General features: G+C 64.0%; 24 protein-coding genes. 4 read left to right on the top strand and 20 right to left on the bottom strand.

Annotation, left to right across the window (positions count from 1 at the left end; translation table 11 throughout):
• Positions 1-3 precede the first annotated feature (3 nt).
• From mog to amrS, 3 genes are all read right to left on the bottom strand, one after another.
• Positions 4-552 carry a molybdopterin adenylyltransferase gene (mog, locus tag ACMV8A_RS00875; RefSeq protein ID WP_495323832.1) on the bottom strand — a complete coding sequence of 183 codons (549 nt, stop codon included), beginning with the start codon at positions 550-552 and terminating at the stop codon, positions 4-6.
• A gap of 95 nt (positions 553-647) precedes the next feature.
• On the bottom strand, positions 648-1,370 hold the full coding sequence (locus ACMV8A_RS00870; RefSeq protein ID WP_495323831.1) for a DUF481 domain-containing protein: 723 nt from the start codon (positions 1,368-1,370) through the stop codon (positions 648-650).
• A gap of 70 nt (positions 1,371-1,440) precedes the next feature.
• Complete coding sequence (gene amrS / locus ACMV8A_RS00865; protein ID WP_495323830.1) at positions 1,441-2,556, bottom strand: AmmeMemoRadiSam system radical SAM enzyme; 1,116 nt, start codon at positions 2,554-2,556, stop codon at positions 1,441-1,443.
• Positions 2,557-2,635: 79 nt separating this feature from the next.
• Here amrS and amrB point away from each other — a divergent pair, with 79 nt between their 5' ends.
• Both amrB and amrA read left to right on the top strand, forming a co-directional pair.
• Positions 2,636-3,433 (top strand): AmmeMemoRadiSam system protein B, encoded by a 798-nt coding sequence (gene amrB / locus ACMV8A_RS00860; RefSeq protein ID WP_495323829.1) that lies wholly within the window; start codon positions 2,636-2,638, stop codon positions 3,431-3,433.
• Positions 3,430-4,005, top strand: coding sequence for an AmmeMemoRadiSam system protein A (gene amrA, locus ACMV8A_RS00855; RefSeq protein ID WP_495323828.1), 576 nt, complete (start codon positions 3,430-3,432; stop codon positions 4,003-4,005). Before amrB ends, amrA begins: the two co-directional genes overlap by 4 nt.
• A 263-nt stretch (positions 4,006-4,268) precedes the next feature.
• On the opposite strand, the gene ACMV8A_RS00850 is transcribed toward amrA, so the two are convergent.
• The 3 genes from ACMV8A_RS00850 to ACMV8A_RS00840 form a co-directional block, all read right to left on the bottom strand.
• Complete coding sequence (locus ACMV8A_RS00850) at positions 4,269-6,110, bottom strand: FG-GAP repeat protein (protein WP_495323827.1); 1,842 nt, start codon at positions 6,108-6,110, stop codon at positions 4,269-4,271.
• A gap of 212 nt (positions 6,111-6,322) precedes the next feature.
• On the bottom strand, positions 6,323-9,520 hold the full coding sequence (locus ACMV8A_RS00845) for an AfsR/SARP family transcriptional regulator (protein ID WP_495323826.1): 3,198 nt from the start codon (positions 9,518-9,520) through the stop codon (positions 6,323-6,325).
• The gene (locus tag ACMV8A_RS00840; protein ID WP_495323825.1) at positions 9,496-10,368 is read right to left on the bottom strand and encodes a pentapeptide repeat-containing protein; all 873 of its coding nucleotides are present in this window, start codon (positions 10,366-10,368) and stop codon (positions 9,496-9,498) included. The genes ACMV8A_RS00845 and ACMV8A_RS00840 overlap by 25 nt, the downstream gene beginning before the upstream one ends.
• A 95-nt stretch (positions 10,369-10,463) precedes the next feature.
• On the opposite strand from ACMV8A_RS00840, the gene fliK reads away from it, so the two are divergent.
• Together fliK and ACMV8A_RS00830 are read left to right on the top strand one after the other, a co-directional pair.
• Positions 10,464-11,744, top strand: coding sequence for a flagellar hook-length control protein FliK (gene fliK / locus ACMV8A_RS00835; RefSeq protein WP_495323824.1), 1,281 nt, complete (start codon positions 10,464-10,466; stop codon positions 11,742-11,744).
• Complete coding sequence (locus ACMV8A_RS00830) at positions 11,741-12,037, top strand: EscU/YscU/HrcU family type III secretion system export apparatus switch protein (protein ID WP_495323823.1); 297 nt, start codon at positions 11,741-11,743, stop codon at positions 12,035-12,037. Before fliK ends, ACMV8A_RS00830 begins: the two co-directional genes overlap by 4 nt.
• Positions 12,038-12,076: 39 nt before the next feature.
• Here ACMV8A_RS00830 and ACMV8A_RS00825 read toward each other — a convergent pair whose 3' ends face one another.
• From ACMV8A_RS00825 to flhF, 14 genes are all read right to left on the bottom strand, one after another.
• Positions 12,077-12,466, bottom strand: coding sequence for a DUF2802 domain-containing protein (locus ACMV8A_RS00825; protein WP_495323822.1), 390 nt, complete (start codon positions 12,464-12,466; stop codon positions 12,077-12,079).
• A 197-nt stretch (positions 12,467-12,663) separates the two neighbouring features.
• Complete coding sequence (locus ACMV8A_RS00820) at positions 12,664-12,876, bottom strand: hypothetical protein (protein WP_495323821.1); 213 nt, start codon at positions 12,874-12,876, stop codon at positions 12,664-12,666.
• An 8-nt stretch (positions 12,877-12,884) separates the two neighbouring features.
• Positions 12,885-13,346 carry a chemotaxis protein CheW gene (locus ACMV8A_RS00815; protein ID WP_495323820.1) on the bottom strand — a complete coding sequence of 154 codons (462 nt, stop codon included), beginning with the start codon at positions 13,344-13,346 and terminating at the stop codon, positions 12,885-12,887.
• Positions 13,339-13,998, bottom strand: coding sequence for a chemotaxis protein CheW (locus ACMV8A_RS00810; protein ID WP_495323819.1), 660 nt, complete (start codon positions 13,996-13,998; stop codon positions 13,339-13,341). Before ACMV8A_RS00810 ends, ACMV8A_RS00815 begins: the two co-directional genes overlap by 8 nt.
• A gap of 2 nt (positions 13,999-14,000) precedes the next feature.
• Entirely contained in the window at positions 14,001-14,783 is a 783-nt protein-coding gene (locus tag ACMV8A_RS00805) for a ParA family protein (protein WP_495323818.1), read from the bottom strand.
• Positions 14,780-15,589 carry a flagellar motor protein MotD gene (motD, locus tag ACMV8A_RS00800; RefSeq protein ID WP_495323817.1) on the bottom strand — a complete coding sequence of 270 codons (810 nt, stop codon included), beginning with the start codon at positions 15,587-15,589 and terminating at the stop codon, positions 14,780-14,782. The genes ACMV8A_RS00805 and motD overlap by 4 nt, the downstream gene beginning before the upstream one ends.
• A gap of 8 nt (positions 15,590-15,597) precedes the next feature.
• The gene (locus tag ACMV8A_RS00795) at positions 15,598-16,338 is read right to left on the bottom strand and encodes a flagellar motor protein (RefSeq protein ID WP_495323816.1); all 741 of its coding nucleotides are present in this window, start codon (positions 16,336-16,338) and stop codon (positions 15,598-15,600) included.
• A 1-nt stretch (position 16,339) separates the two neighbouring features.
• Positions 16,340-17,428, bottom strand: coding sequence for a protein-glutamate methylesterase/protein-glutamine glutaminase (locus ACMV8A_RS00790; RefSeq protein WP_495323815.1), 1,089 nt, complete (start codon positions 17,426-17,428; stop codon positions 16,340-16,342).
• Positions 17,429-17,460: 32 nt separating this feature from the next.
• Positions 17,461-19,617, bottom strand: a complete 2,157-nt coding sequence (locus ACMV8A_RS00785; RefSeq protein ID WP_495323814.1) for a chemotaxis protein CheA — start codon at positions 19,615-19,617, stop codon at positions 17,461-17,463.
• Positions 19,618-19,629: 12 nt separating this feature from the next.
• Entirely contained in the window at positions 19,630-20,373 is a 744-nt protein-coding gene (locus ACMV8A_RS00780) for a protein phosphatase CheZ (RefSeq protein ID WP_495323994.1), read from the bottom strand.
• A 46-nt stretch (positions 20,374-20,419) separates the two neighbouring features.
• On the bottom strand, positions 20,420-20,812 hold the full coding sequence (gene cheY, locus ACMV8A_RS00775; protein ID WP_495323813.1) for a chemotaxis response regulator CheY: 393 nt from the start codon (positions 20,810-20,812) through the stop codon (positions 20,420-20,422).
• A gap of 84 nt (positions 20,813-20,896) precedes the next feature.
• Positions 20,897-21,634, bottom strand: coding sequence for an RNA polymerase sigma factor FliA (locus tag ACMV8A_RS00770; protein ID WP_495323812.1), 738 nt, complete (start codon positions 21,632-21,634; stop codon positions 20,897-20,899).
• Positions 21,635-21,650: 16 nt separating this feature from the next.
• Complete coding sequence (locus ACMV8A_RS00765) at positions 21,651-22,535, bottom strand: MinD/ParA family protein (protein WP_495323811.1); 885 nt, start codon at positions 22,533-22,535, stop codon at positions 21,651-21,653.
• 4 nt (positions 22,536-22,539) lie between these two features.
• Positions 22,540-23,826, bottom strand: a complete 1,287-nt coding sequence (gene flhF, locus ACMV8A_RS00760) for a flagellar biosynthesis GTPase FlhF (protein WP_495323810.1) — start codon at positions 23,824-23,826, stop codon at positions 22,540-22,542.
• Position 23,827: the final 1 nt, after the last annotated feature.

Here is a 23,827-nt window from a genome sequence, read left to right as displayed (position 1 = left end):
GACTTAATCCTGCGGTTTCTTGGCGTGTTTGGGGCGAAAGGCCGTCACGATCTCCGGCTTCGTTTCCAGGTACGGTCCTTCGATGAGGTCGATGCAGTACGGCACGGCGGGGAATACCGCCTCCAGACAATCCTTGATGGCCGACGGCTTGCCCGGCAGGTTGATGAGCAGGGAACGGCCGCGAGTACCGGCAATCTGGCGCGACAGGATGGCGGTAGGCACGAACTTGAGCGACACGGCGCGCATCTGCTCGCCGAAGCCGTCGAGGAGCTTTTCGCAGACGGCGGCGGTCGCCTCGGGGGTGATGTCGCGCGGTGCCGGTCCGGTGCCGCCGGTGGTCACCACCAGGCAGCAGCCCTGCTCGTCGCACAGCTCGCGCAGCACCGCCTCCACCTGCGGCTGCTCGTCCGGCACCAGTCGCGCCACCCCTTCCCACGGGGTGGCCAGGGCCTGCTCCAGCCAGTCGCGGATGGCGGGACCGCCCAGGTCCTCGTATTCGCCGCGGCTGGCGCGGTCGGAGACGGTGACGATACCGATACGTACGTTCTGCATGGTTTTCGGACTGATAGGGTCGGGCCGGCTATTGTAACCGCATCCGCGCCACTTGGGGTCCCGTCGAGGGCAGAGGCAAGCCCGCTCCGGGGGTGTCAGAAATCGTATACCAGGGTCACCGCACTGATGGTATCGGTATGCTCGACGCCGGCGGGCACGTCGCTGTTGTGCTTCACCGTAAGCGACAGCTTCAGGGCGAACTGGCTGTTGATCCGCACACTGAGGCCGGATACCGACTCGGTGTAGGTATTGCTCTCACCGCTCTCCACCAGCAGGTCCTCGGTGAAGCGGGCAGTGGGGCTGACATCCCACGCCAGCCTGGCGGCACCGCGCAGGATCCCCTCGTCGCGTTGCCGGCCGCCGGTTTCCCGGCTGTGGCGACCACCGGCACCGATTTCCAGGTCCAGCTTCACACGGGCAGCATCCACCAGGCGGTGGCCATAACCAACGGCCTCGGACAACTGGTAGTCGTAACCGCTGAAGCGATCGTCCTCGTAGCGCACGGTGACGAACACATAGTCGGCGGAGGTAAAGCGGTAGTCGCTCTTGCCGCTGACCAAATAGCGCTCGGCGGTAACGGCACCACCGTCCGAGGTGCGCAGGCCCTCCACGCGTCCTTCGTTGCGCCAGGGGCCACTCAGGTAACGCAACCTGACCTTGGCGTTGACACTACGGGTATTGGTGTTGCCGCTGGTGGTGACCATGCCCAGCTCGGCCTCGCCACCAAACCCATCGGCCTCCTCCGCCGCCACTGCCCCCAGCCAACACCCCATTGCCAGCGCCGCACCGGGCGCCCATACCGGAATAAAGTTTCGCATAACCCGGTCAGGCTACCGGCCGTGGCCGCTCAGTTCAACCCGGAATTTCCCGTGGATATACCTCCGGCGCTCAGGCGGGCGCATAGTCGCGCAGCCGCACCGGCAGACGTTTGCCGCCCCAGTCGCCGGGCCGCGCCTCGAACACGCCGGCGCAGGCGGTGCCGCAGGAGCGGCACTTGCCGGCGGCATCCAGCTGCCAGGCGGTGATGTTGTAGCCGTCGCGGCCGATGAGCCTGCTGCCGCAGTGGTGACAATACGTGCCCTGCCCCTCCGGGTCGTGCACGTTGCCGGTAAAGGCATAGCGCACGCCATTGTCCATGGCGATGCGCCGCGCCATGGTCAGGGTCGCCGGCGGGGTCGGCGGCCGGTCCAGCATCTTCCAGTCGGGGTGAAAGGCAGTGAAGTGCATGGGCACGTCCGGCCCCAGCTCCTTGACCACCCACTGGCTCATCGCCGCGATCTCTTCCGCCGAATCATTGAGGCCGGGGATCAGCAGCGTGGTCAGCTCCAGCCATACCTTGGTTTCGTGCTTGAGGTACAGCAAGGTGTCGAGGATCGGTTGCAGGTGACCACCGGTGATCTTGTGGTAGAACTCGTCGGTAAAGGCCTTCAGGTCGACGTTGGCCGCGTCCATGTAGTGATAGAACTCGCGCCGCGGCTCGGCACAGACGTAGCCGGAGGTCACCGCCACCGACAGAATGCCGTGCTTGCGGCATTCCTTGGCCACGTCGATGGCGTACTCGTGGAAGATGATGGGATCGTTGTAGGTGTAGGCCACGCTGCGACAGCCGAGATCGGCGGCGGCGCGGGCGATCACCTCGGGCGTGGCCTGATCGAGCAGGGTGTCCAGCTCGCGCGACTTGCTGATGTCCCAGTTCTGGCAAAACTTGCAGGCCAGGTTGCAACCGGCGGTACCGAAGGACAGCACCGGCGTGCCGGGCAGGAAATGGTTGAGCGGTTTCTTTTCGATGGGGTCGACGCAGAAGCCGCTGGAGCGGCCCCAGGTGGCCAACACGATCTTGCCGCCCAGATTGCCGCGCACGAAACACAAGCCGCGCTGGTTTTCCTTCAGCTTGCAATAGCGCGGACACAGGTCGCACTGCACACGGCCATCGTCCAGCGCATGCCAGTATCGGGTGTCGACGATGCTGGACGGCTCGACGCCCTCGAAGTTGGTTGTTTCCATGATGGCTCTCCACCGTGAACCCGCGTCACTGGGGCGCTATAGTTTCTATCCATAGAAGATAGAGGATGAGGAGTCCGTCATGCCGAAGATCCGTCCACCCGCCGTCGCCGGCCTGTTCTACCCGGCCGACCCGCTCCAGTTGCGTCGGATGGTGCAGGGATTCCTGCACGAGGCGGAGCGCGGTGACGGCGCGCCGCCCAAGGCCATCATCGCCCCCCATGCCGGCTATATCTATTCCGGGCCGGTGGCGGCCAGCGCCTACGCCCGCCTTGCCGCGCTGCGCGGCAGCGTGCGCCGCGTGGTGTTGCTGGGCCCCTCACACCGCGTCGGCTTTCTGGGCCTGGCCAGCAGCAGCGCCGACTGTTTCCGCACCCCGCTGGGCGACATACCGCTGGATCGCGCCGCCATCGACGACCTCGCTGCCCTGCCCCAGGTGCATGCCCTGGACGAGGCCCACAGCATGGAACACAGTCTGGAGGTGCACCTGCCCTTTCTGCAGGAAGTGCTGGGCGAATTCGCCTTGGTGCCATTGGTGGTGGGCGATGCGACGGCGCAGGAGGTGGAAGCGGTATTGGAACGGCTGTGGGGTGGTCCGGAGACCCTGATCGTGATCAGCTCGGACCTGTCGCACTACCACGACTATGCCACCGCCCAGGCCATGGACCGCACTACCGCCCGGGCCATCGAGGAATTGCGCTACCAGGACCTGCGTAGTGAGGGCGCCTGCGGCCGCAACCCGGTGCGCGGCCTGCTGCTCGCCGCCCGGCGGCTGGGTCTCAAGGCCAACACTGTCGACCTGCGCAACTCCGGCGACACCGCCGGCCCGCGCGACTCGGTGGTCGGCTACGGCGCCTGGCTGTTCCGCGAGGCCGCATGATCAGCGCCAGCGGTCGACAGACACTGCTGCAAGTCGCCCGTGACTCCATCCGTCACGGCCTCGACCATGGCCGGCCGCTGACGGTGCACGCCGCCGACTACCCGGAAGAGCTGCGCCCGCTGCATGCCAGCTTCGTCACCCTGCACCGCCACGGCGAACTGCGCGGCTGCATCGGCATCCTCGAAGCCCACCAACCTCTGGTGGAGGACGTCGCCTACCATGCCTGGGCCGCCGCCTTCGAAGACCCGCGCTTCGCGCCGCTGGCCGAGTGGGAACTGGAGGGACTGGACATCCACATCTCCATCCTGAGTCCGCCGCAACCGCTGCAGTTCGAGAACGAGGCCGATCTGCTGCGCCAGATCCGCCCCGGCAGCGACGGCCTCATCCTGCGCGACCGCGGCCACCGCGGCACCTTCCTGCCCAGCGTCTGGGAATCCCTGCCGCACCCCCGCGACTTCTGGCAACACCTCAAGCGCAAGGCCGGCCTGCCGCCGGACTGGTGGTCGGACACCCTGCAGGTGGAGCGCTATACCACGGAGAGTTTCGGGGATAACCAGGGGAGGTCTGAATAAGCCCATCCGAACGTTTCAGAACAGGCCCATCGAAAAGCGTGATTTTCGGTTTGCTTCATTCCCCAGTGGCATGTCGTCACTGAGGGGCGACACATCCCTGTGCCATGGAAGCACCGCACTTGTTCGGTGCTTCTCCCTGCAACAACGCCGCATTCGGAGCCCGCCAGCGCGGCGATGGCCCCAGCCTTCCTGGAACCGGGCGGCGGATAATCCGCCGCCCACCGCCGTGTACCCGACCACGCGCGGAATGGGTACACCGTTCATCAATAGAGGTAGACCGCGCCAGCACCGTCGGCCGCGTTGTTCGCCTGTGCCGTGGCGCAGGCGCTGTCGCCGCTGGCGCAGACGCCGGTGGCGTTGCTGGCCTCGTTTCTGGCCGCAACCGCCAGCGCAGTGCCGTCGCCGGAGAGGGCGACGGCGAAACCGAACCAGTCGTTCGACCCAGTGTTGGAGGCCTTGACGTAGGCCCGTTGCGACCAGCTGCCCGCACTGCGGGTGAAGACATAGACCGCACCGGAGTTGGCTGCCGTGTTGATGGCTTGATCGCCGTCGATGCCGGTGGCGTTGCTGTCCTCGCTGTAGGCCCCGACTGCCAGGGTATCGCCATCGGCGGAGAGGGCAAGGACGCCGCCGAACACGTCGTCCGCCCCGGCATTGGAGGCCTTGACGTAGGCCTGCTGCGACCAGGAGCCCGCACTACGGGTGAAGACATAGGCCGCGCCGGAGTTGGACGCCGACTCGTTGAACTGTTCGCCGCCGATGCCGGTGGCGTTGCTGTCTTCCCATTGGGCCCCGACTGCCAGGGTGCTGCCGTCGGCGGAGAGGGCCAGGGCGCGGCCGAACCAGTCGTCCGCCCCGGTATTGGAGGCCTTGACGTAGGCCTGCTGCGACCAGTTCACCCCGCTGCGGGTGAAGACATAGACCGCGCCGGAGCTGAGTTTGGAGTTGTCGGTCTGAATGCCGTCAATGCCGGTGGCGGCACTGTCCTCGTTGTGGGCCCCGACCGCCAGGGTAGTGCCATCGGCGGAGAGGGCGACGGCGTAACCGAACCAGTCGTTCGCCCCAGTGTTGGAGGCCTTGACGTAGGCCTGCTGCGACCAGGCGCCCGCACTGCGGGTGAAGACATAGACCGCGCCGGAGTTGGACGCCGTGTTGCTGGCCTGATCACCATCGACGCCGATGGCGGCGCTGTCCTCGCTGTAGGCCCCGACTGCCAGGGTATCGCCGTCGGCGGAGAGGGCGACGGCGTAGCCGAACGCGTCGTCCGCCCCGGTATTGGAGGCCTTGACGTAGGCCTGCTGCGACCAGGTGCCCGCACTGCGGGTGAAGACGTAGACCGCGCCGGCGGAGAGGGCTGAATTGTCGGCCTCATCGCCGTCGATGCCGATGTCGGCGCTGTCCTCGTTGTAGGCCCCGACTGCCAGGGTGTCGCCGTCGGCGGAGAGGGCCAGGGCGTAGCCGAACCAGTCGCCTGCGTCGGTGTTGGAGGCCTTGACGTAGGCCTGCTGCGACCAGGTGCCGGCGCTGCGGGTAAAGACATAGACGGCGCCGGAGGCGGATGCCGAGTCGTCGGCCTCGTCGCCGTCGATGTCGGTGGCGGCGCTGTCCTCGGTGAAGGCCCCGACCGCCAGGGTGGTGCCATCGGCGGAAAGTGCGACGGCGCCGCCGAATTGGTCCTGCTCCCCGGCATTGGACGCCTTCACATAGCCGATGGCAGGTACCAGCTGTGCGGCGAGGAAGATCGCCGCAGAGTCGGTGCAGCCGGCGCTGTTGCAGGCGCTGACGATGTAGCTGGCGTTCACGCGCCGGTAAAGGGCGATGGCGTGATCGACACTGGTGGCGCTGATATCGCTGCCCACCTGGCTGTAGCCGGAGGCGCCATCGGGATTTTCCAGCAGCTGGTAATGGGTGGCGCCGGCAACCGCGTCCCAGGAGAACTGCAGCTGCTTGATGCCATAGCCGAGGGTGACCTCGGGGGCGGACGGGGTCACGCCACCATCGCCACCCCCGCCCCCGCCCCCGCCGCAGGCGGCGAGGCCGAGAAGCGTGACTACCAACCCGGCGAATACCGCCCCGTGCCGCACTACCCTGATGAATGCGCCCATGACTTCCCCCTGTTCCCTGATTTGGTTTGGCTATCCGCCCTGTACGAGGGGCGGTTGCTAACACCTTACAGGCGGGGGACTCACCGATGGCTCACGGATGGGGTAAGAGGAACATTTTAGGAGCCGGTATCACGGGGCGGATGATCACCGGCACATCGCAGAGCGAGCCTGCGTTTGTACCCAGACAGCACAATCCTGTGGGCAGTTCATCCTCAGGCAACAGGGTCGAACAGCGCGCGGGTGGCCTCTGCTGGCGCCACCCCCAGTGTCTGCTGCATCGCCCGATCCAGCTGGGCGTAGGCCCGGCGTGCCTCGTCCCTTCGGCCCAGTTGCAGGCAATAGCGCATGTACTGGCGACATGGCTCCTCGGCGAGCTCATCCAGTTCGCAGGCGTGACGATAGCGATCAAGCGCCATTTCGATCTGACCCGCACTTTCATACAGGACGCGCAACTTTTCGAGCGCTACCAGATAACGCCGCCACAACCGCTCCCGGGTCGGGGCCACCTGGTTGACGTACCGATCGCCGGCCAGGAGGTGGCCGCGGTAAAGGTCCAGTGCGCGCTCCAGGGCGCGGCGGCCCTCCTCCGGCCGCCCCTGCTGCATGGCGCGCAATCCGGCCTCAACACCTGCGGTGAAGGCGTGGCTATCGACCCAGCACAGGGAGGGATTTAGTCTGATCCAGCCATTGCGTATCAGGATCGCCTCATCGCTCCCCACCATTTTCCGTGCGCGGTGCAGCGCCATTTCCAGCGCATGATGCGCCTTGTCACCCTCGCTCCCCGGCCACAGCAAGTCCGCCACCACGCTGACGGAGAGACCATCGGCACCGGACGCGGCGAGCAGTTTGAGCAGGGCCAGCGGTTTCTGACCCGGTTTCTTTCCGCTATCGAGTGGCTGGCCGTCAAGATTGACCTCGAACGGCCCCAGCGTGTCGATACGGATCGGCCATGGCCACGCCGCGGGGGCAGCACCCGGATCGACAGGGGTGAGTTTCAGGCGACGCACCACCTCGATGACATGATCACACTCAATCCCCTCACGCAGCGCCAAGTCGGCAAGGGTAGACATCATCGGTGCATACCACCACCACAGCGTGAGGTAGTAACCTCCCGCCTTGCCGATACGAAACGCCTCGCGCAGCGCCTCCGCTGCCGCCATGCACTCACCTCTTTTATGATGCACGTAGGCGAGAGTGAGCAACGTGCTGTGGCGCATGGCAAATGCCTGGAATTTCTTGGCCGTGCTATCGGCCTGCACAGCATAGGCAAGTGCCGTGTCGAGCTCGCCGTGCTCCGCACAGATTATCGCGGCGCCGTAGTAGGCAACATTCGACGGGAATTCATAACCCGTCTGCCCATACAGATGGAGCGCCTGGCGGATATCTTCCCTTGCCTCGCCGGTCGCCCCGAACACCAGGCGATCCCAGGCGCGAACGTAATAATAAAAGGCCAGCCCCTGCTTTCTTTCCGCGCAGACACATTGACGCATTCGTTCCAGGAAAAAAGCCGAGGCGCTGCGCTCCTGGAGCAGGACGGCGCAATGCACACCCAGACCGCAGAGTATTTCATCCCACACGTGGACACCCGTTTGATCCGCCAATGCCAAGGCAGAACGGACCTCCTCCAGGAGGACGCTCATGTCGGGAGCCCGGTGCAACTCCAAGGCGGCCCGGACATAGAGCGTAGCCAGCCGCAAGATGGGCGGCAGCTCGGCCCGCTCCGCGTCCCGCAGAGAGATATCTATGGCGGTCGTGTCGAGCTCGAGGGGCTGTACCCACGCCAGATAGTTGGTGCAATAGATCAGTGCGCTCAGCCGCGGGGGGACATCCTCCACCGAAGCCAACGCGCGTATCGCGCGACCAGCCCAGGCGCGCATGCTTCTCGGATCGCCGCCGCGCATGGTGAGGGCAGCCGTCATCGTCGAGGAAACCTGCAGATCGAGTGTCGGATCGGCAATGATCAGCGGCTCATGGGCGATGTTGTCTAGCCACGCAATCCAGGGATCGATCTGGGTAAAGTTATCCCACGCGTGAAAGACGGTTTCCACCAAGGCACTCCAGCAGCGGAGCATGCCCGGCAGATCGCCGGCCTCCCTGAAGAGGTCAAATGCCCTGGAAAAATGGTCGCGCGCTGCAGCCGGGTCGAAGGGCTGCAGCGCGATGCCGCGCCAGAAGTTGGCAAAGGAAGAGCCGTTGATCAGCTCCCCGGGAAGGGAGGCCAACAGATCAAGCAGTGTCTGATTGCGTCCCTGATTGATGAAGGTGGAGGCATTCGCCAACAGGAGTTCGAGGGCAGAGACAAACGCGCCGACTTCGACCAGTAACGGGGCCGCGGCATCCAGCGCACCAGACTCCGACAACACGGTCGCGCTAACATATTTGATGTCTCTCATCTCGGCGGCAGAGAAAACCGCCGGGCACTGCTGCACAAGAAAATTACGGAACAGGGGATGATAACGATAGACGGCTCCGCCCCCGGAAAGCCGTTCTGTGAACAGGTTGTGGCGGCAGAGATCCGAAAGAATGCGGCCTGCCCGGACCTCGCCACTGAGCCGCTCCGCGGCCGCTACCGAAACAGTCGGCAGGAAGGCGGTTTTCAGCAACAACGTGCGCACTTCCTGCGGCAGGCGCACGAATATCTCATGGGAGAAAAAGTCGAACAGTGCCTGTGGCGAGTCGTGGTCCGCCAGTACGTCATCACCCCCGCGGCGGCGCTGTTCCAACATCAGCACCAAGGCGGCCATCCACCCGTCAGACCGCTCATGAAGACGGCGCACCTCGGCAATCACCTGCCCATGCTGCGCACCGATGAGTTCGGCCTCGGCGGGCGACACCTTCATTTCCTCCCAACCCACTGCGCCAAGACGGCCATTGATCTGCAGTGATGCAAATGCCCCCGGAATCTCATGGCGGCTGGTGAAGATCAGTTTTACTCCGGGGGGAAGACAGCCGACGCCCTGGGCGAGCAGCGACCAGAGGTAGGCATCATCGGGGACTGCCTCGCAGTTGTCGAACACGACAACAACAGACTCTTTCAGGCGGCGACCGACCTCTTCAAAATAGCGCTGACTAAAAATCGGTTCGCTGTGTAGATATTCGGCGGTCAACAGGGGCATGGGCTTTCGATGGCGAGGAGCTGCTGCCGCAACGGCCTGCCCGAGATAATGGAAGAAGTTCGACGGTTCGCAGTCCTGGGCATCCATCCGAAACCAGAGGCAGTTCAACCCTCTTTCCCGTAGATAACTGCTCACCAGCACCGTCTTCCCCGCCCCTCCCGGAGACGAAATCCAAACCAGGGGAGTATGGGTAAAAGCCTCATCAAGCCGCCGAAACAACCGCTCGCGCGCAACGGCGCCATCGGTCTTGGGCCTGGTGAGTTTTGCTATCACTGCACCTTCGCCGGCACACATTCCCCCACCGAGCCCGGCATGCACACCACGCCACCGCCCCACACCGCGTAGTCGAGCCTGGCGCCGCTGAGCACGACGCTGCCGAGGTCCACCGTACTGAGATCGGCATAGGACAGATCGGCGTTCTCCAGATTGGCATGGCTCAAATCGGTGTTGCGCAGGGTGGCGCCCTTGAGGTTGGCCTGGCGCAGGTTGGCGCCGCGCAGGTTGGCAAGGGTCAGGTTGGCATAGGAGACATCGGCGCCGGCCAGGTTGGCGGCACGCAACACGGTACCGGTGAGGTTGGCGTTGCGCAGGGTGGCGCCGGCGAGATCGGCATTGGGATACTGGCGCCCTTCCAGGCGACAGTTGCTCCAGTTGATGCCGGCGGCAGGGGGCGCCTCGCATTGCGGGTCACTGGGCTTGGGGCCGGACGGCACCAGGAAGGGGATCGCCACCAGGACCACGAGTATGACCGCAACCACCAGGTAATCACGGCGGCTGATCAAAGAGCTGGGGCGACTGTCCGCATCGCGCGACGGGTGGCTGAACACCATGGCGCTGTTGCTGCGCCGCTCGCCGTCTTGCGGCGGTGTCCCCTTCACCTCACGGCGCTCGTCCGCCCAGCGCCGTGCGGCAGCCAGGTGCTGTTGCGCCTCCTCGTCGCCGGGATTGGCGCGGGCAATGTGGATCACATCGGGGACCAAGCCGGGGACATCAACAATACGCAGCCACTCCTGCCGGTCATGGCTGACCTCGTCGCGCTCACTGATGCGCTCGAGCAGGATATAGCGGGAAATCAATCCGGCCGGAAATGGCCCCTTGATCTCCTTGCCGCGCCGCACATACCAGTTCTGCGTTTCCTTCATGGCCCGAGCATACCCTTGTTGTTGTCGTGAACCGCCGTCATGGCAATGACTTATACTGCATCATAGTAACCCGACACAGGTCTGCTGACATCCCCATGCACATCGGCCATCCCGGCACCGGAACCACGCTCACCCTCGCCCTGACCGGCACGACGGCGGCCAGCCCGCAATGGCAGGCGGGGCAGGTACTGGACGCCCGGGTAATCGACGCGCAGCGCGACGGTACCCTGCTGCTGCAACTGGAGGGTCAGGGCAAACCGGTTCAGGCGCGCAGCCCGCTCCCCCTTGCCGTCGGCCAACAGGTAAAACTGGAGGTGGCGCTTGAGGCGGATCGGGTCGTACTGCGCCTGCTGGACAAGCCGGCCGAACAACCCGCACTGCAACAGGCCTGGCGCACGGCCCTGCCGCACCAACTGCCGCTGGCGACCGTCTTGCAACATATCGCCCGTCTGATGCAGCTGCCGTCGGTACCCGGCAGCGGCACAACGGCCACGGCAAACGCCGCTGCCCCGCCCCCGTTGCCCCCCGCCACTACGGCTCCGTCTCTGCCTGTGTCTTTGCCAGATTTACGCGCTGGCGAGATCACTTCGCGGCCGCAGCCTGCATCCACTGCCTCACCGGCAACGCCCGCCGCGGCCACACCGACCGCAGACAAGCTGCAAAGCCTGGCGCTGGAACTATTAAACCGCCTGCCCGAACCACAACGACTCGGCACTGCCGAAGGTCTGCGCCAGGCGGTGCTCAACTCCGGTCTGTTTCTGGAGGCACGGCTGGCCCGCGGCGATACCACCGCCCTGCAGGAGGATTTTCGTGCCGGGCTGCTGCGCCTGCTCCATGCGGTCAAGGAACAGGCCGCGGCACCGGCAGCCGCCACAGCGCGCGGCGGCAACCTGCCCGCCCTCATGTTGTCCGCCGCCATGCTGGGCGAGTTGTCACAGCAAATCGAAGGTGCCCTGGCGCGGGTCAAGGTACAGCAACTCCACACCTTGGGCGCGCAGACCGGTGCGGACCCGGCGTGGCTGCTGGAGCTGCCGCTGCGCAGCGGCACCGAACAGGATATTCTGCGCCTGCGTATCCAGCGCGAGGGAAACCAGCGGGACGGCAGTGGCGCGCCGGGCTGGTCGGTACGCCTGCATTTCGACAGCGCCCAGCATGGCGCCGTCGACAGCGTCGTCACCCTGCTGGGCGGCAAGGTCGGCGTCAGTTTCTGGGCTGAACAGCCGCAAACGGCCGAACGCTTACAGCTGCGGCTGGAGGAATTGCGCGGCCAACTGCACACCGCCGGCCTGGAAGTGGAACATTTGCGCAGCACCGTCGGTCGTGCCGCAACGGAAGAGGCCCCCGTACCCAGCGGCCTGGTGAATCTCAGCGTATGACCCGACGCCACCCGCCGCCGAAGAATGCCGTCGCCCTGCACTATGACGGCAAACGCGCACCGCGCATCAGCGCCAAGGGGCGCGGTGCCGTCGCCGAGGAGATCATAGAACTGGCACGGCAACACGGCGTGCCATTGCATGAAGATCGGGAACTGGTGGGACTGTTGGCGCAGTTGGAACTAAACGATGAGATACCACGGGAGCTGTATCTGGCCGTGGCGGAGGTCATCGCCTTTGCCTATATGGTGACGGAGAAATTCCCGCCGGGCTGGGGGCCGCAGGGAAAATTGTAGGAGCCCACTGTGCGGGCGAAGCAGCGCTCGGCCCCTGCCCTATTCTTTGCCGAGTCGATGCATCATCGCCACCAGCTCGGCCTCGCCACGGGACAGGCCGCAGACGTCGATGAGGTCATCCACATTGGCGCCCTTGTGCGCCATCTTGATGGCCTGCGAATAGGCCCGCGCCTCGGGGTCTTCCTGGTTGAGCTGCTCCTGACGCAAGCCCAGCGCCTCCTGCCGTTCGGACACCTGGCGCAGACGCCGTTCCATTTGATTGACCCGATCCCCCATGCCTACCGCCGCATTGCACAGGGCGCGCAGGTCATTTTGCAGGCTGCTCAACGCTGCATCCTGCCGCGCCGCGGTACGGCGCAGTGCGACGAGACCGGCCACGACCAGCACAGCCACTACCACCACCACAGCCACCTGCCAGAGATTCTCCATTGCGCAATGCCCTCAGACGCCACTGGGTGAAAGTTTCAGTTCAGGAAGCTCTGAATAAACTCAGAGCTTCCGCGGCACAGGGATGTGCCGCCATTTTCCAACGACGATATGTCGTTGGAAAATGAAGCGAATCGAAAATCACGTTTTTCGATTCGCGTGGGCTGAGAAGTCCAGGATGGACTTATTCAGACCTTCCTTCAGACATACACATCGATATGCGGCGGGCCATCGTCCTGGTCGTCGTCAGCGGGTGGTGCCTCGTCGTGCGGTTCATCGTCGGCCTGCGGTGGCGTGTCTTCCTCCTGCTCCGCCGGCGGCTTGCGCTGCCGATCGCGCTCCTCGGGCGGAACGCGGTGTGGCCGGATCGAAGGCCCCGGCGATGGCGGCGTAACAGGTCCGATCTCGGCCATGGCCAGCGTCAGCCATCACCCTCGGCGCTGAGCAGCTTGTTCAGGTCCACCAGTATCAGCAGACCGTCGTCGAGGTTGCTCACCCCTTGAATGAATTTCGCGCTCTCGTCATTGCCGACGTTGGGCGCCGTTTCGATGGAGGATGCGCGCAGGTCGACCACCTCGGCCACGCTGTCCACCATCATGCCCACCACTTCATCGCCAGCCTCGAGGATGACGATGCGGCTGGCCTCATCGATGGCCTTCGGCATCAAGCCAAAACGCTTGCGCGTGTCGATCACCGTGACCACATTGCCGCGCAGATTGATGATACCGAGTACAAACCCAGGGGCACCCGGCACCGGGGCGATTTCAGTGTTGCGCAACACCTCCCGCACCCGCATCACGTCGATACCGTATTTCTCCGCGTCGAGGCGGAAGGTCACCCATTCCGTGATCGGGTCGTTACCGCTCTGCACCTTCTTACTCATCTTGTTCCCCCTCATCCCGCGTTGCGGCATCCGGTGTATCTTCCATCCCGCTGGCCAGCACGTCGGCAAACACCGGCGGGTCCAGCAAGGCACACATATGTTCGATCACAGTGCCGGCCAGCCAGCGGCGCTTGGTACGACTGGTGCGCCAACGCACCTCATCGGGCCGTAATGTCACCACCTGCGCCAGTTCGTCGCAGGCCAGCCCCCAATTGCCGTCGGCAATGAACACCACATGGCGCAGGCGCTCCTGCCACGGCAACAAGCCGGCCAGCCGATCCTGTGGCATCACCAGTTGTGCCGTGTCGACCACCGGGACGTTGCGCTCGCGATATTGCATCAGGCCCAGATACCAGGGCAGGTGTCCCGGCAGTGGCGTGACCTTGCCGTCCTGCCATTCCTGCACCCCGGACAACTCTACCAGCGGCACGGCCAGGCTGAGACCGCCGACCTTGAACAACAGGGCCTGGAAGGTAGCCTCTCCCCAGGCCGGCGGTCCCTCGCTGCGCTGCAGCGTGACGACGGGGCTCGGTGCCTCCGTGACGACCGTTTCCAGATCCAGCTCCGGTGGTGCTTCGCGCAGCAACGCCTCGAAATAGACGCTGAGCGCATCCTTCTCTGCCACCAATGCCTGCAACTTGTCCTGTTCCATATTCACAGTCCGCCCGGCGCCTGCAGGTTGTTGCCCAGCAAGGTGCCCAGCAATGCCGTATAGGCAATGACCCCACGCGCATGGGGATTGAGATAGGACAGCGGCATGCCTTCGCGGCTGGCCTCACGAAACTGGGTGTCCACCGGAATAACCGATCGCCACAACACATCGGCGTAGTTGTTGCGCAGGTTCTGCAAAGTCTCCAGCGAGGCGCGTGTGCGCCGATCGAACATGGTGGGCACGATGATGTAGTTGAGCGGCCGCTTGCGCGCCTTGGTCACCATCATCAAGGTGCGCATCATACGCTCCAGTCCCTTGAGGGCGAGAAACTCAGTCTGCACCGGCACCAGCAGGTGACTGCTGGCTGCGAGCGCATTGATCATCAATACGCCGAGCACCGGCGGGCAATCGATCAACACGTAATCAAAGCGGTTGGCCAATTGTACCAAGGCACGACCGATGACCAGGCCCATACCTTCCTTGGCGCCGAGCTGGCGATCGAGCGTGGCCAGCGCCGTGGAGGCAGGCAACAATGACAGGCGCTCAAAGCGCGTGTCGCGCACGATATCAGCCACCGGCTGGTGGCTGTCCTCCTGAAACAGCGAGTAGACGCTATGCTCGATACTGTCTGGGTCGTACCCAAAATAGCTGGTGAGCGAACCGTGCGGGTCGAGGTCGACCATCAGAGTATTGTGACCGCGTGATGCCAACAATCCGGCCAGCGTCACCGCGGTGGTTGTCTTGCCCACGCCGCCTTTCTGATTGGCAACTGACCAAACTTTCATGAGTCACCTGCCGGTCGGTTACGTTGGATGTCGAGGGCGCGGCGCGCCTTTTCATCAGCCAGTATCACCAGCACCACACGACGATTCTTGCGCCGGCCTTCCGGTGTCGCATTCTCGGCGATGGGGCGGTACTCGCCGTAACCGATGGCGGCCATGCGATCGGGCTGCACCCCCTTGTCCATGAACAGATGCACCACACTGGCGGCACGATGTGCCGATAGCTCCCAATTGGAGGGGAAGCCGGCGGTGGCGATGGGCACGTTGTCGGTGAAACCTTCCACTTGGATGTAGTTGGGGTATTTTTTGAGGATATCTGCCAGCTGACCCAGCACTGGCATGGCGTCATCTTCCAGACGTGCGCTGCCGCTGTCGAACAGGATACTGGTGTTGATTTCGATCTCGACCCACAGTTCGTTGCGCGAAACGTTGATCAGATCCTTTTGGATCAACGGCGCCATGGCTCGCTCGAAATCGGTGGCAATCTGGCCCAGCTCGTTGGACTGTGCCATTTGCGCCAGTTGCTCGATGACGCCGGGCGATACCGCGGCAGATGCCTTTTCCGGTTTGATGGGCGAGGGGTCGCCGCTGACACCCTCCTCGCCCACCTGGATCGGCTGCAAGGTCTTGGGTGGCGTATTGAAGGCGGCCACCATGGTATCGGACAGCACGCGGTACTTGCCCTCGTTGATGGACGAAATGGAGTACATCACCACAAAAAAGGCAAACAGCAGGGTGATGAAATCCGCATAGGAGATCAGCCAGCGCTCCAGGTTTTCGTGCTCTTCCGGGCGTTTTCTGCGCGCCATGCCCGCTCCTAATGCAGATAGCCCTGCAGCTTGGTCTGGATGTTGCGCGGATTCTCGCCCTCGGCGATGGAGACGATGCCTTCGATGATCATCAGACGGAACTGGGTCTGGCCGTGAATGATGCTCTTCAGCTTGTTGGCAATGGGTATCAGCAACAGGTTAGCAGCGCCCACACCGTAGATGGTGGCGACGAAGGCCACCGCGATGCCATGACCGAGCTGGCTCGGATCAGCCAGATTGTTCATCACCTGAATCAGCCCCATCACCGCACCGATGATGCCAATGGTTGGGGTGTAGCCGCCCATACTGGCGTAGATGTTGGCTGCCTGTATGTCGTGGTGCTCCTTGGCATCCACTTCAACCTCGAGTATGCCGCGCATTACCTCCGGCTCGGAGCCGTCCACCAGCAGTTGCAAGCCCTTGCGTGCAAAGGCATCGGGCTCGGTCTCGGAGATTGCCTCCAGGCCGAGCAGGCCTTCCTTGCGCGCGATATTGCTCCAGGCGATCAGTTTTTCGATGGCCTCGTCAGCCGCCAACGTGGGTGGGCGGAAGATCCAGCCCAGGATACGTATCGAACGCATGAAGGTGGGCATGGGAGCTTGCAACATGATGGCCCCCATGCTGCCACCCAAGACGATCACCGCCGCCGGCCCGTTGAGCAGTGCGCTGGCCTGGCCACCTTCCATGTACTGGCCCAGCAGCAGCGCACCGACACCGAAAATCAGACCGACTAGGGTGAGGATATCCATGTCACACTCTCTGGCTTAACGCCGTCCCGATTTCGGACAGCGGCAGCACAGCGTCGGCCAGTCCCGCATCCACTACCGCGGCCGGCATGCCGTACACCACGCAACTGGCCTCGTCCTGTGCCCACACGTTGGAACCGCCCTGCTTGAGCAGGCGCGCCCCTTCGCGGCCGTCGGCCCCCATGCCGGTGAGCACCACCGCCAGCACCTGGCCGGGGAAGATGCGCGCCACCGAGCTAAAGGTGACGTCCACCGACGGTTTGTAGTTCTGTCCCGGGTCACTCTCGGTGATACGCACCAGGGTGCGTCCGGCGCGCTGCTCCAGCACCATCTGCTTGCCGCCCGGCGCCAGTAACGCCAGACCGGGTTTGAGTTCATCGCCGTCCTGCGCCTCGCGCACCTCGATAGCGCACTGTTGATTGAGGCGCTGGGCGAAGGCCGGCGTAAAGCTGCCGGGCATGTGCTGGATCAGCACCAGCGGCAAGGGGAAATTGCCCGGCAGCTTGGTCAGCACCTGTTGCAGCGCCACCGGCCCGCCGGTAGAGGTACCGATGGCCACCAAGCGATATTGGCCGCGCCGCGCTGCCGGCATGGCAGTGGGGAGCGGGCGTGCCGCCGCGACAGGAGCCGTCGCCGGACGTGCTGCCGCAGTACCGGGCGTGGTGGTCACGGGACGCGTGGGACGCGCCGCCCGCTTATTGCTGCCGATGGAATACACGCGCTCACACAGCAGGCGCTTGGCCTCCTCCTGATCGCGCGAGATGTCTTCGAATTTTTTCGGCAGGTAATCCACCGCCCCGGCATCGAGGGCATCCAGCGTCGCCTTGGCACCGTCGGTGGTGAGCGAGGAGAACATCAGGATCGGCGTCGGCGTCGCTGTCATGATGCGGCGCGTGGCGGCGATGCCGTCCATCACCGGCATTTCGATGTCCATGGTGATCACATCGGGGCGCAATTTGGCGGTCTGCTCCACGGCCTGGGCACCGTCATTCGCGGTCCCCACCACCTCCAGACGCGGGTCGGCGTTCAGCATTTCCGTCAGGCGGCGACGGAAGAACCCGGAATCATCGACTATCAAGACCCGTACGGGCATCCACAACTCTCCTCAACTCATCGCGATCACAATCACGCCTGGCGCCGACCATAGGCCTTCATCAAACCAGGCACGTCCAAAATAAGGGCAATCTTTCCATCGCCGGTGATGGTGGCGCCGGCCAGGCCGGGCGTACCGTGCAGCATGCTGCCCAAGGGCTTGATCACCACCTCTTCCTGGCCGATGAGATAGTCCACCACAAAGCCCACCAGCTGAGTGCCGATATGCACCACAACCACATGACCCGTTTCCGGCAAGGGCACACCACGGCAGCCTGCCACCATCCAGCGTGTCAGGTAATACAGTGGCAGAGCCTTGCCGCGCACCATCACCACCAACTGGCCATCGACCACGTTGGTCTTGGTAAGGTCCAAATGGAAGATTTCATTGACACTTACCAGCGGCAGGGCAAAAGTCTGCTCGCGCAGCTTGATCATCAGCGTCGGCATGATGGCCAGGGTCAGCGGCACCTTGATGGACAGGCGCGTGCCCTTGCCCTTCTCGGAATGGATATCGACGCTACCGTTGAGCTGGGCGATACGCGTCTTCACCACATCCATGCCCACACCGCGGCCGGAGACATCGGAGATCTCCGTCTTGGTCGAGAAGCCGGCGGCGAAGATCAGATTGAAGGCCTCCTTGTCATCGAGACGGGCCGCGGCATCGGCGTCCATCATGCCCTTCTCCACTGCCTTGCGGCGCAACACCTCCGGGTCCATGCCGGCACCGTCATCATCGATGATCAGCAGGATGTGATCGCCCTCCTGCTCGGCGGCGAGCAGCAGGGTACCGACACGTGGCTTACCGGCCTTCTCGCGCACCTCCGGCATCTCGATGCCGTGATCCACCGCGTTGCGCACCAGATGCACCATGGGATCGGCCAGGGCCTCGACCAGGTTCTTGTCCAGGTCGGTCTCCTCGCCCTGCATCACCAGATTGACTTCTTTTTTCAGGTTACGCGCCAGGTCGCGCACCACGCGCGGGAAACGACCGAACACCTTCTTGATTGGCTGCATGCGCGTCTTCATCACCGAGGTCTGCAGATCACCGGTGACCACATCGAGATTGGCCACTGCCTTGATCATCTCCTCGCGCGCCTGGTTGATGTCGCTGACATGGGCCAGGGTGGCAATGCGATTGCGCACCAGCACCAGCTCACCGACCATATTCATGATGTCGTCCAGGCGCTTGGTATCCACACGCACGGTGGTTTCCGCCTGCGCCGCGGCGGCCTTGTCGCCTGCCGGTTCAGCTGCCGCCGGGGCAGCGGGAGCGGCGCGGGCCGGTGCTGCAGCGGCCGGGGACGGCATTGAGGTCGCGGGCGCCGGCGCCGCGGCCGCAGGTGCCGCCGCCGGGGCCGGGGCCTTGAACTTGCCCTTGCCATGCAGTTCATCCAGCAGGTTTTCGAACTCTTCTTCGGTGATTTCGTCGCTGGCTGCGGCAGGGGCTGCGGCGGCCGGTGCCTCGACCGCAGGAACTTGGAACTTGCCCTTGCCGTGCAATTGGTCCAGCAGGGCCTCGAACTCCTCCTCGGTAATATCGTCGCTGGAAGGGGCTGCCGCCGTCTCTGCGGCTGCCACAGACGGCGCAGCGGCCGGGTTTTCCAGGGCGTCGAGCAGGGCCTCGAACTCCTCATCGGTAATGTCGCCCATCTCCCCTTCCACCATGGAAGCCACCGGGGTCGGTGCGGCCACTGCCGCTGCCGGGGCGGAGGCAGGCGCGGGAGTGGGGGCAGCCACTACCGGAACCGGTGGCGCCACGGGTGCGGGCGCGGGAGCCGCAGCCGCCGCGGGCGGCTCCTCACCATGGGCCAGCGCCTCCAATCCCCGCAACAGTTCTGCCGGGGCAGGATCGGGCTCCACTGCAGAGCGCAGTTGGTCGAACTGGGCATTGAGTACGTCGAGCACCGGCAGCACGGTGTCCATCAGCTGCGGCGTCACCTGCTTCTGACCATTGCGCAACAGGTTGAACACATCCTCCGAACGGTGGCAGACATCCACCATGTTGTTCAGACCGAGGAACCCTGCGCCCCCCTTGATGGTGTGAAAGCCGCGAAACACGGCATTGAGCAGGTCGTGATCGTCCGGGCTGCGCTCCAGCTCCACCAGTTGCTCGTTGAGCTGCTCCAGGATCTCGCCGGCTTCGACCATGAAGTCCTGCAGGATCTCATCATCCGCGTTCAGTGCCATCTGCGTGCTCCGTTAAAAGCCTAGGCTGGACAACAGATCGTCCACTTCGTCCTGGCCGGTGACCGTGCCGGTATCCACGCCCGGCACCGGTGGGCCACTGGCGGCGATACGGTCCTCTTTCTTGTCCTCCTGACGTTCAGCCACCATGCCCTGACCAGAGATACGGATCAGCTCCACCAAATTACTTTCTACCTCGTCCACCAGTTGCACCACGCGGTGGATGATCTGTCCGGTCAGGTCCTGGAAATCCTGCGCCATCAGCACTTCCTGCAGATTGGCGCGCAGGCGTGGGGCATCCGTGTTGACGCCATCGAGAAACTCGCCCAGACGGCGGCTCAGATCGCGAAATTCATCCGGACTCATCTTGCGCTGGGTAAAACGGCCCCACTCCTGCTTCAGCGCGGTAGCCCGTTCTTCCATTGATTCGCAAATGGGCATCGATTCTTCCACGGCTGTCATGGTGCGATTGGCGGACTGCGCGGTCATGCTGACCACGTAATTGAGGCGTTCACGCGCATCAGGAAAATCCTGTGCCGCCAGGGAGGCAATACGGGAATCAAGACGGAAGCTCTGCAAGGCTTCGTGGAACTCACGGGTCAGACGGCCCAGCTCCTGAAACAGAGTCTTCTCGCGCAGAGTGGTGAGTTCGTCGAGCAGCCGCGTCGCTTCCGCAGTATCGCCTGCGTCGATGGTCTGGGCCAGGGTACGCACCCGATCGATGTATTCTGCGCTCAGGGGGCCGGTTTCATTATTCATTATCTGGGTCATCCTCTACTGCTGACGCCGCCGGGCGGCCAAGGGTTTACTGGCTGGCTTCGATGCGCTCGAAGATCTTCTCCAGTTTCTCCTTGAGGGTCTGTGCCGTAAACGGCTTGACGATATAGCCGTTCACGCCAGCCTTGGCCGCTTCGATGATCTGTTCCTTTTTCTGTTCGGCCGTGACCATCAGCACCGGCAGGGTAGCCAGCTTGGGATCAGCCCGCACCGCCCTGAGCAGGTCGATGCCTTGCATGCCGGGCATGTTCCAATCAGTCACCAGAAGTTCAAAATTGCCCGATTGCAGCATGGGCAGGGCCGTCAGACCATCATCGGCTTCCGCCGTATTGGTAAAGCCAAGGTCGCGTAGCAGATTCTTGATGATGCGCCGCATCGTGGAGAAGTCATCCACAATGAGAATCTTTATGTTTTTGTTCAAGACAACCTCCTGACCTGTACTTCCGGCCGTTCGACCGGAATCCGCCCGGCTAATTAGTATTTTGCCTATCTTAACCCGAACAATTCATAAATTGCGCCCACCCTCGGCCAGGGCAGTACGCAGACGCAGCAGGGCACGACTGTGGATCTGGCAGACCCGGGACTCGCTCACCCCCAGCACGGCGCCGATCTCCTTGAGATTCAGCTCCTCATCGTAATACAGGGACATCACCAGCCGTTCCCGCTCCGGTAGCTCGTCTATGGCGGTGGCCAGACGGCTTTGCAACTCTCTTGCCTGCAACCCATCCTCGACGCCCGGCCCCTCGTCGGCCAGTCGCTCCAGGATCGATTCGTCATGGCCGGTGGCCATGTCATCCAGGCTGAGCAGGCGGTGGCTGCTGGAGTCCAGAAGTATCTGATGATATTCCTCGCTGTCGATGCCGAGGGCGGCGATAACCTCCTGTTCGGTGGCTTCGCGCCCCTCGCGGTGCTCGATGGCACGCATCACCTCCCCCATTTCGCGCGCCTTGCGATGAACCGAGCGCGGTGTCCAGTCAGTGCGCCGCACCTCATCCAGCATGGCGCCCCGGATGCGGATGCCGGCATAGGTCTCAAAGCTGGCGCCCTGGCCAGTGCGGTAGTTGCGCGCGGCCTCCAGCAGGCCGATCATGCCCGCCTGGATCAGGTCGTCGACCTGGATATGCTCCGGTAGCCGCCCCAGCAGGTGGTAGGCGATGCGCTTGACCAGCGGCGCATACTGCTCCACCAGGTCATCGGACCAGGTGGTTTCGCGTTCGATGGCATAAGCCGCCAGGCCGTTCATGGCTGCTTCCTCCGGTTCATGGCCACATCCCCCAGTCTGCGGTGTCGCTGCGCACCAGACGCTCGACGAAGAACTCCAGGTAACCGCCGGCGGCAGTCGGCATCGGCCAGCTGTCCGCCTTCTTCGCCAGACCGGTAAAGGCCTGCGCCGCCTTGCTGCGCGGGTAGGCCTCCACCACCGGGCGCTGCTTCTGCACCGCCTTGCGCAGATATTCGTCGTAGGGGACGCTGCCCATGAAATCGAGCACCACGTCCTCCAGGAAACGATCGGTCACCTTGACGATCTTGGCAAACAATTCGCGTCCCTCCTGCGGGCTGTGGGCCATGTTGGCCAACACCCGGAAGCGGCGCACGTTATGTTCCTTGTTGAGCAGCTTGATCAGGGCATAGGCGTCGGTGATGGAGGCAGGCTCATCACACACCACCACGATCACCTCCTGCGCCGCCTTGCTGAAGCTGACCACGCTGTCGGAGATGCCGGCTGCGGTATCCACCAGCAGCACGTCCACATCCGAAGACAATTCGCTGAAGGCGCGGATCATTCCCGCATGTTCCGCCGGGGTAAGCTCGGCCATGCGCTGGATACCGGACGAGGCCGGGATGATGCGCACACCGGCCGGACCCTCGACCAGGATTTCCTCCAGACTGCGTTCGCCGGACAGTACGTGGGACAGGTTGTACGTGGGTTGCAGACCCAGCATCACGTCCACATTGGCCAGACCGAGGTCGGCGTCGAACACCAGCACCTTGCGCCCCATATGCGCCAGCGCCACGGCCAGGTTGACCGAGACGTTGGTCTTGCCCACACCGCCCTTGCCGCTGGCCACCGCCAGCACGCGCACCGGTTTGGGCTTGTTCATACGGCGCAGGCCAGCCGCCTGATCGTTTGCATTGTCTGCCATCGCGTTAGCTCACCCTGCGGCCGAAGGCCTCGGCCAGGATTTCTTCCCCCGGCACTTCACTGTTGTGGTTCTGCATCAATGCCACACTGCCGCTGACCAGCTTGTTGGCCCGCGCCTGGTGCAGGTCCTCAGGCACCCGCTGACCGTCGCTGACATAGGCCACCGGCAGCTTCTGCTGCACCACCGCCGACAGCACCTCGCCCAGGCTGGCCGCCTCGTCCAGCTTGGTGATGACGCAACCGGCCAGGTCCATATGACGGAAGGTGCGCACGGTTTCGTCCAGCGCCGCGCGCTGGGCCGTGGCCGACAATACCAGATAGTTCTTCACCCGCGGCGCCCCCTGACGCAGCAGGCCCAGTTGCTCGGTCAGGCGCATGTCACGCTGGCTAACACCGGCGGTATCGATGAGCACCAGCTGCTTGTCACGCAGGGTATCGAGCAGGGTGCGCAATTCGGCGGCGTCGTTGGCTTCATGCACCGGCACGCCGAGCAGGCGGCCGTAGGTACGCAACTGCTGATGGGCGCCGATACGGAAACTGTCGGTGGTCACCAGGGCCACGCGGTTGGGACCATGGCGCAGGATGAAACGGGCGGCCAGCTTGGCGACGGTAGTGGTCTTGCCCACGCCGGTAGGCCCAACCAGGGCCACCACGCCGCCGCGGGTCAGGATATCGTCCTCGGTGACCTGCACCTGACGCGCCAGCAGGCCCAGGGCGTGGCGCCAGTGATGTTCGTGATCCTGCGCGTAGGACACCTGGTCGGCCAATTGGCGACACAGTGCCGGCGCCAACCCCAGTTGCAGCAACCGCTGCATCAGCTTGGCGCGGGCCGGATGGCGCATGGCCTGATCGCGCCAGGCCATACCGGTGAGCTGGCTCTCCAGCATGCCGCGCAGCGTCTTGATCTCCTCCCGCATGCCGAGCAGGGCCGGGTCCTGGCTCCACTCAATCTTGTGCACCGCGGCCGCGGACGGCTTAGCCGGGACGGGCTCCGCCATGGGCATGGCCGGCGCCTTGCGTTGCAGGGCCTCAGCCACCGCATGGGCAAACGGTGCATTGGGAGGCATTGCGGCAGGTTCCACGCTGGGTCGAGGCTGCGGCGCCGCAGCCGGGCGAGACTCTTCCCCCGCCATCTTGCGCACCAGCGCCTCGTCGTAATCCACCGCCGCCACAATCTCGACCCCGCCGTTGACCTTGCGGTTGGAGAGTATGACCGCGTCCGGTCCCTGTTCCTCGCGCACCAGGCGGATGGCCTGGCGCATGTCGGCGGCAAAGTAGCGTTTGATTTTCATC

Source organism: Sulfurivermis sp. (genome assembly GCF_059410345.1).
Note: the sequence above shows the minus strand (reverse complement) of the source record. Positions and strands in the feature narration are given on the sequence as shown.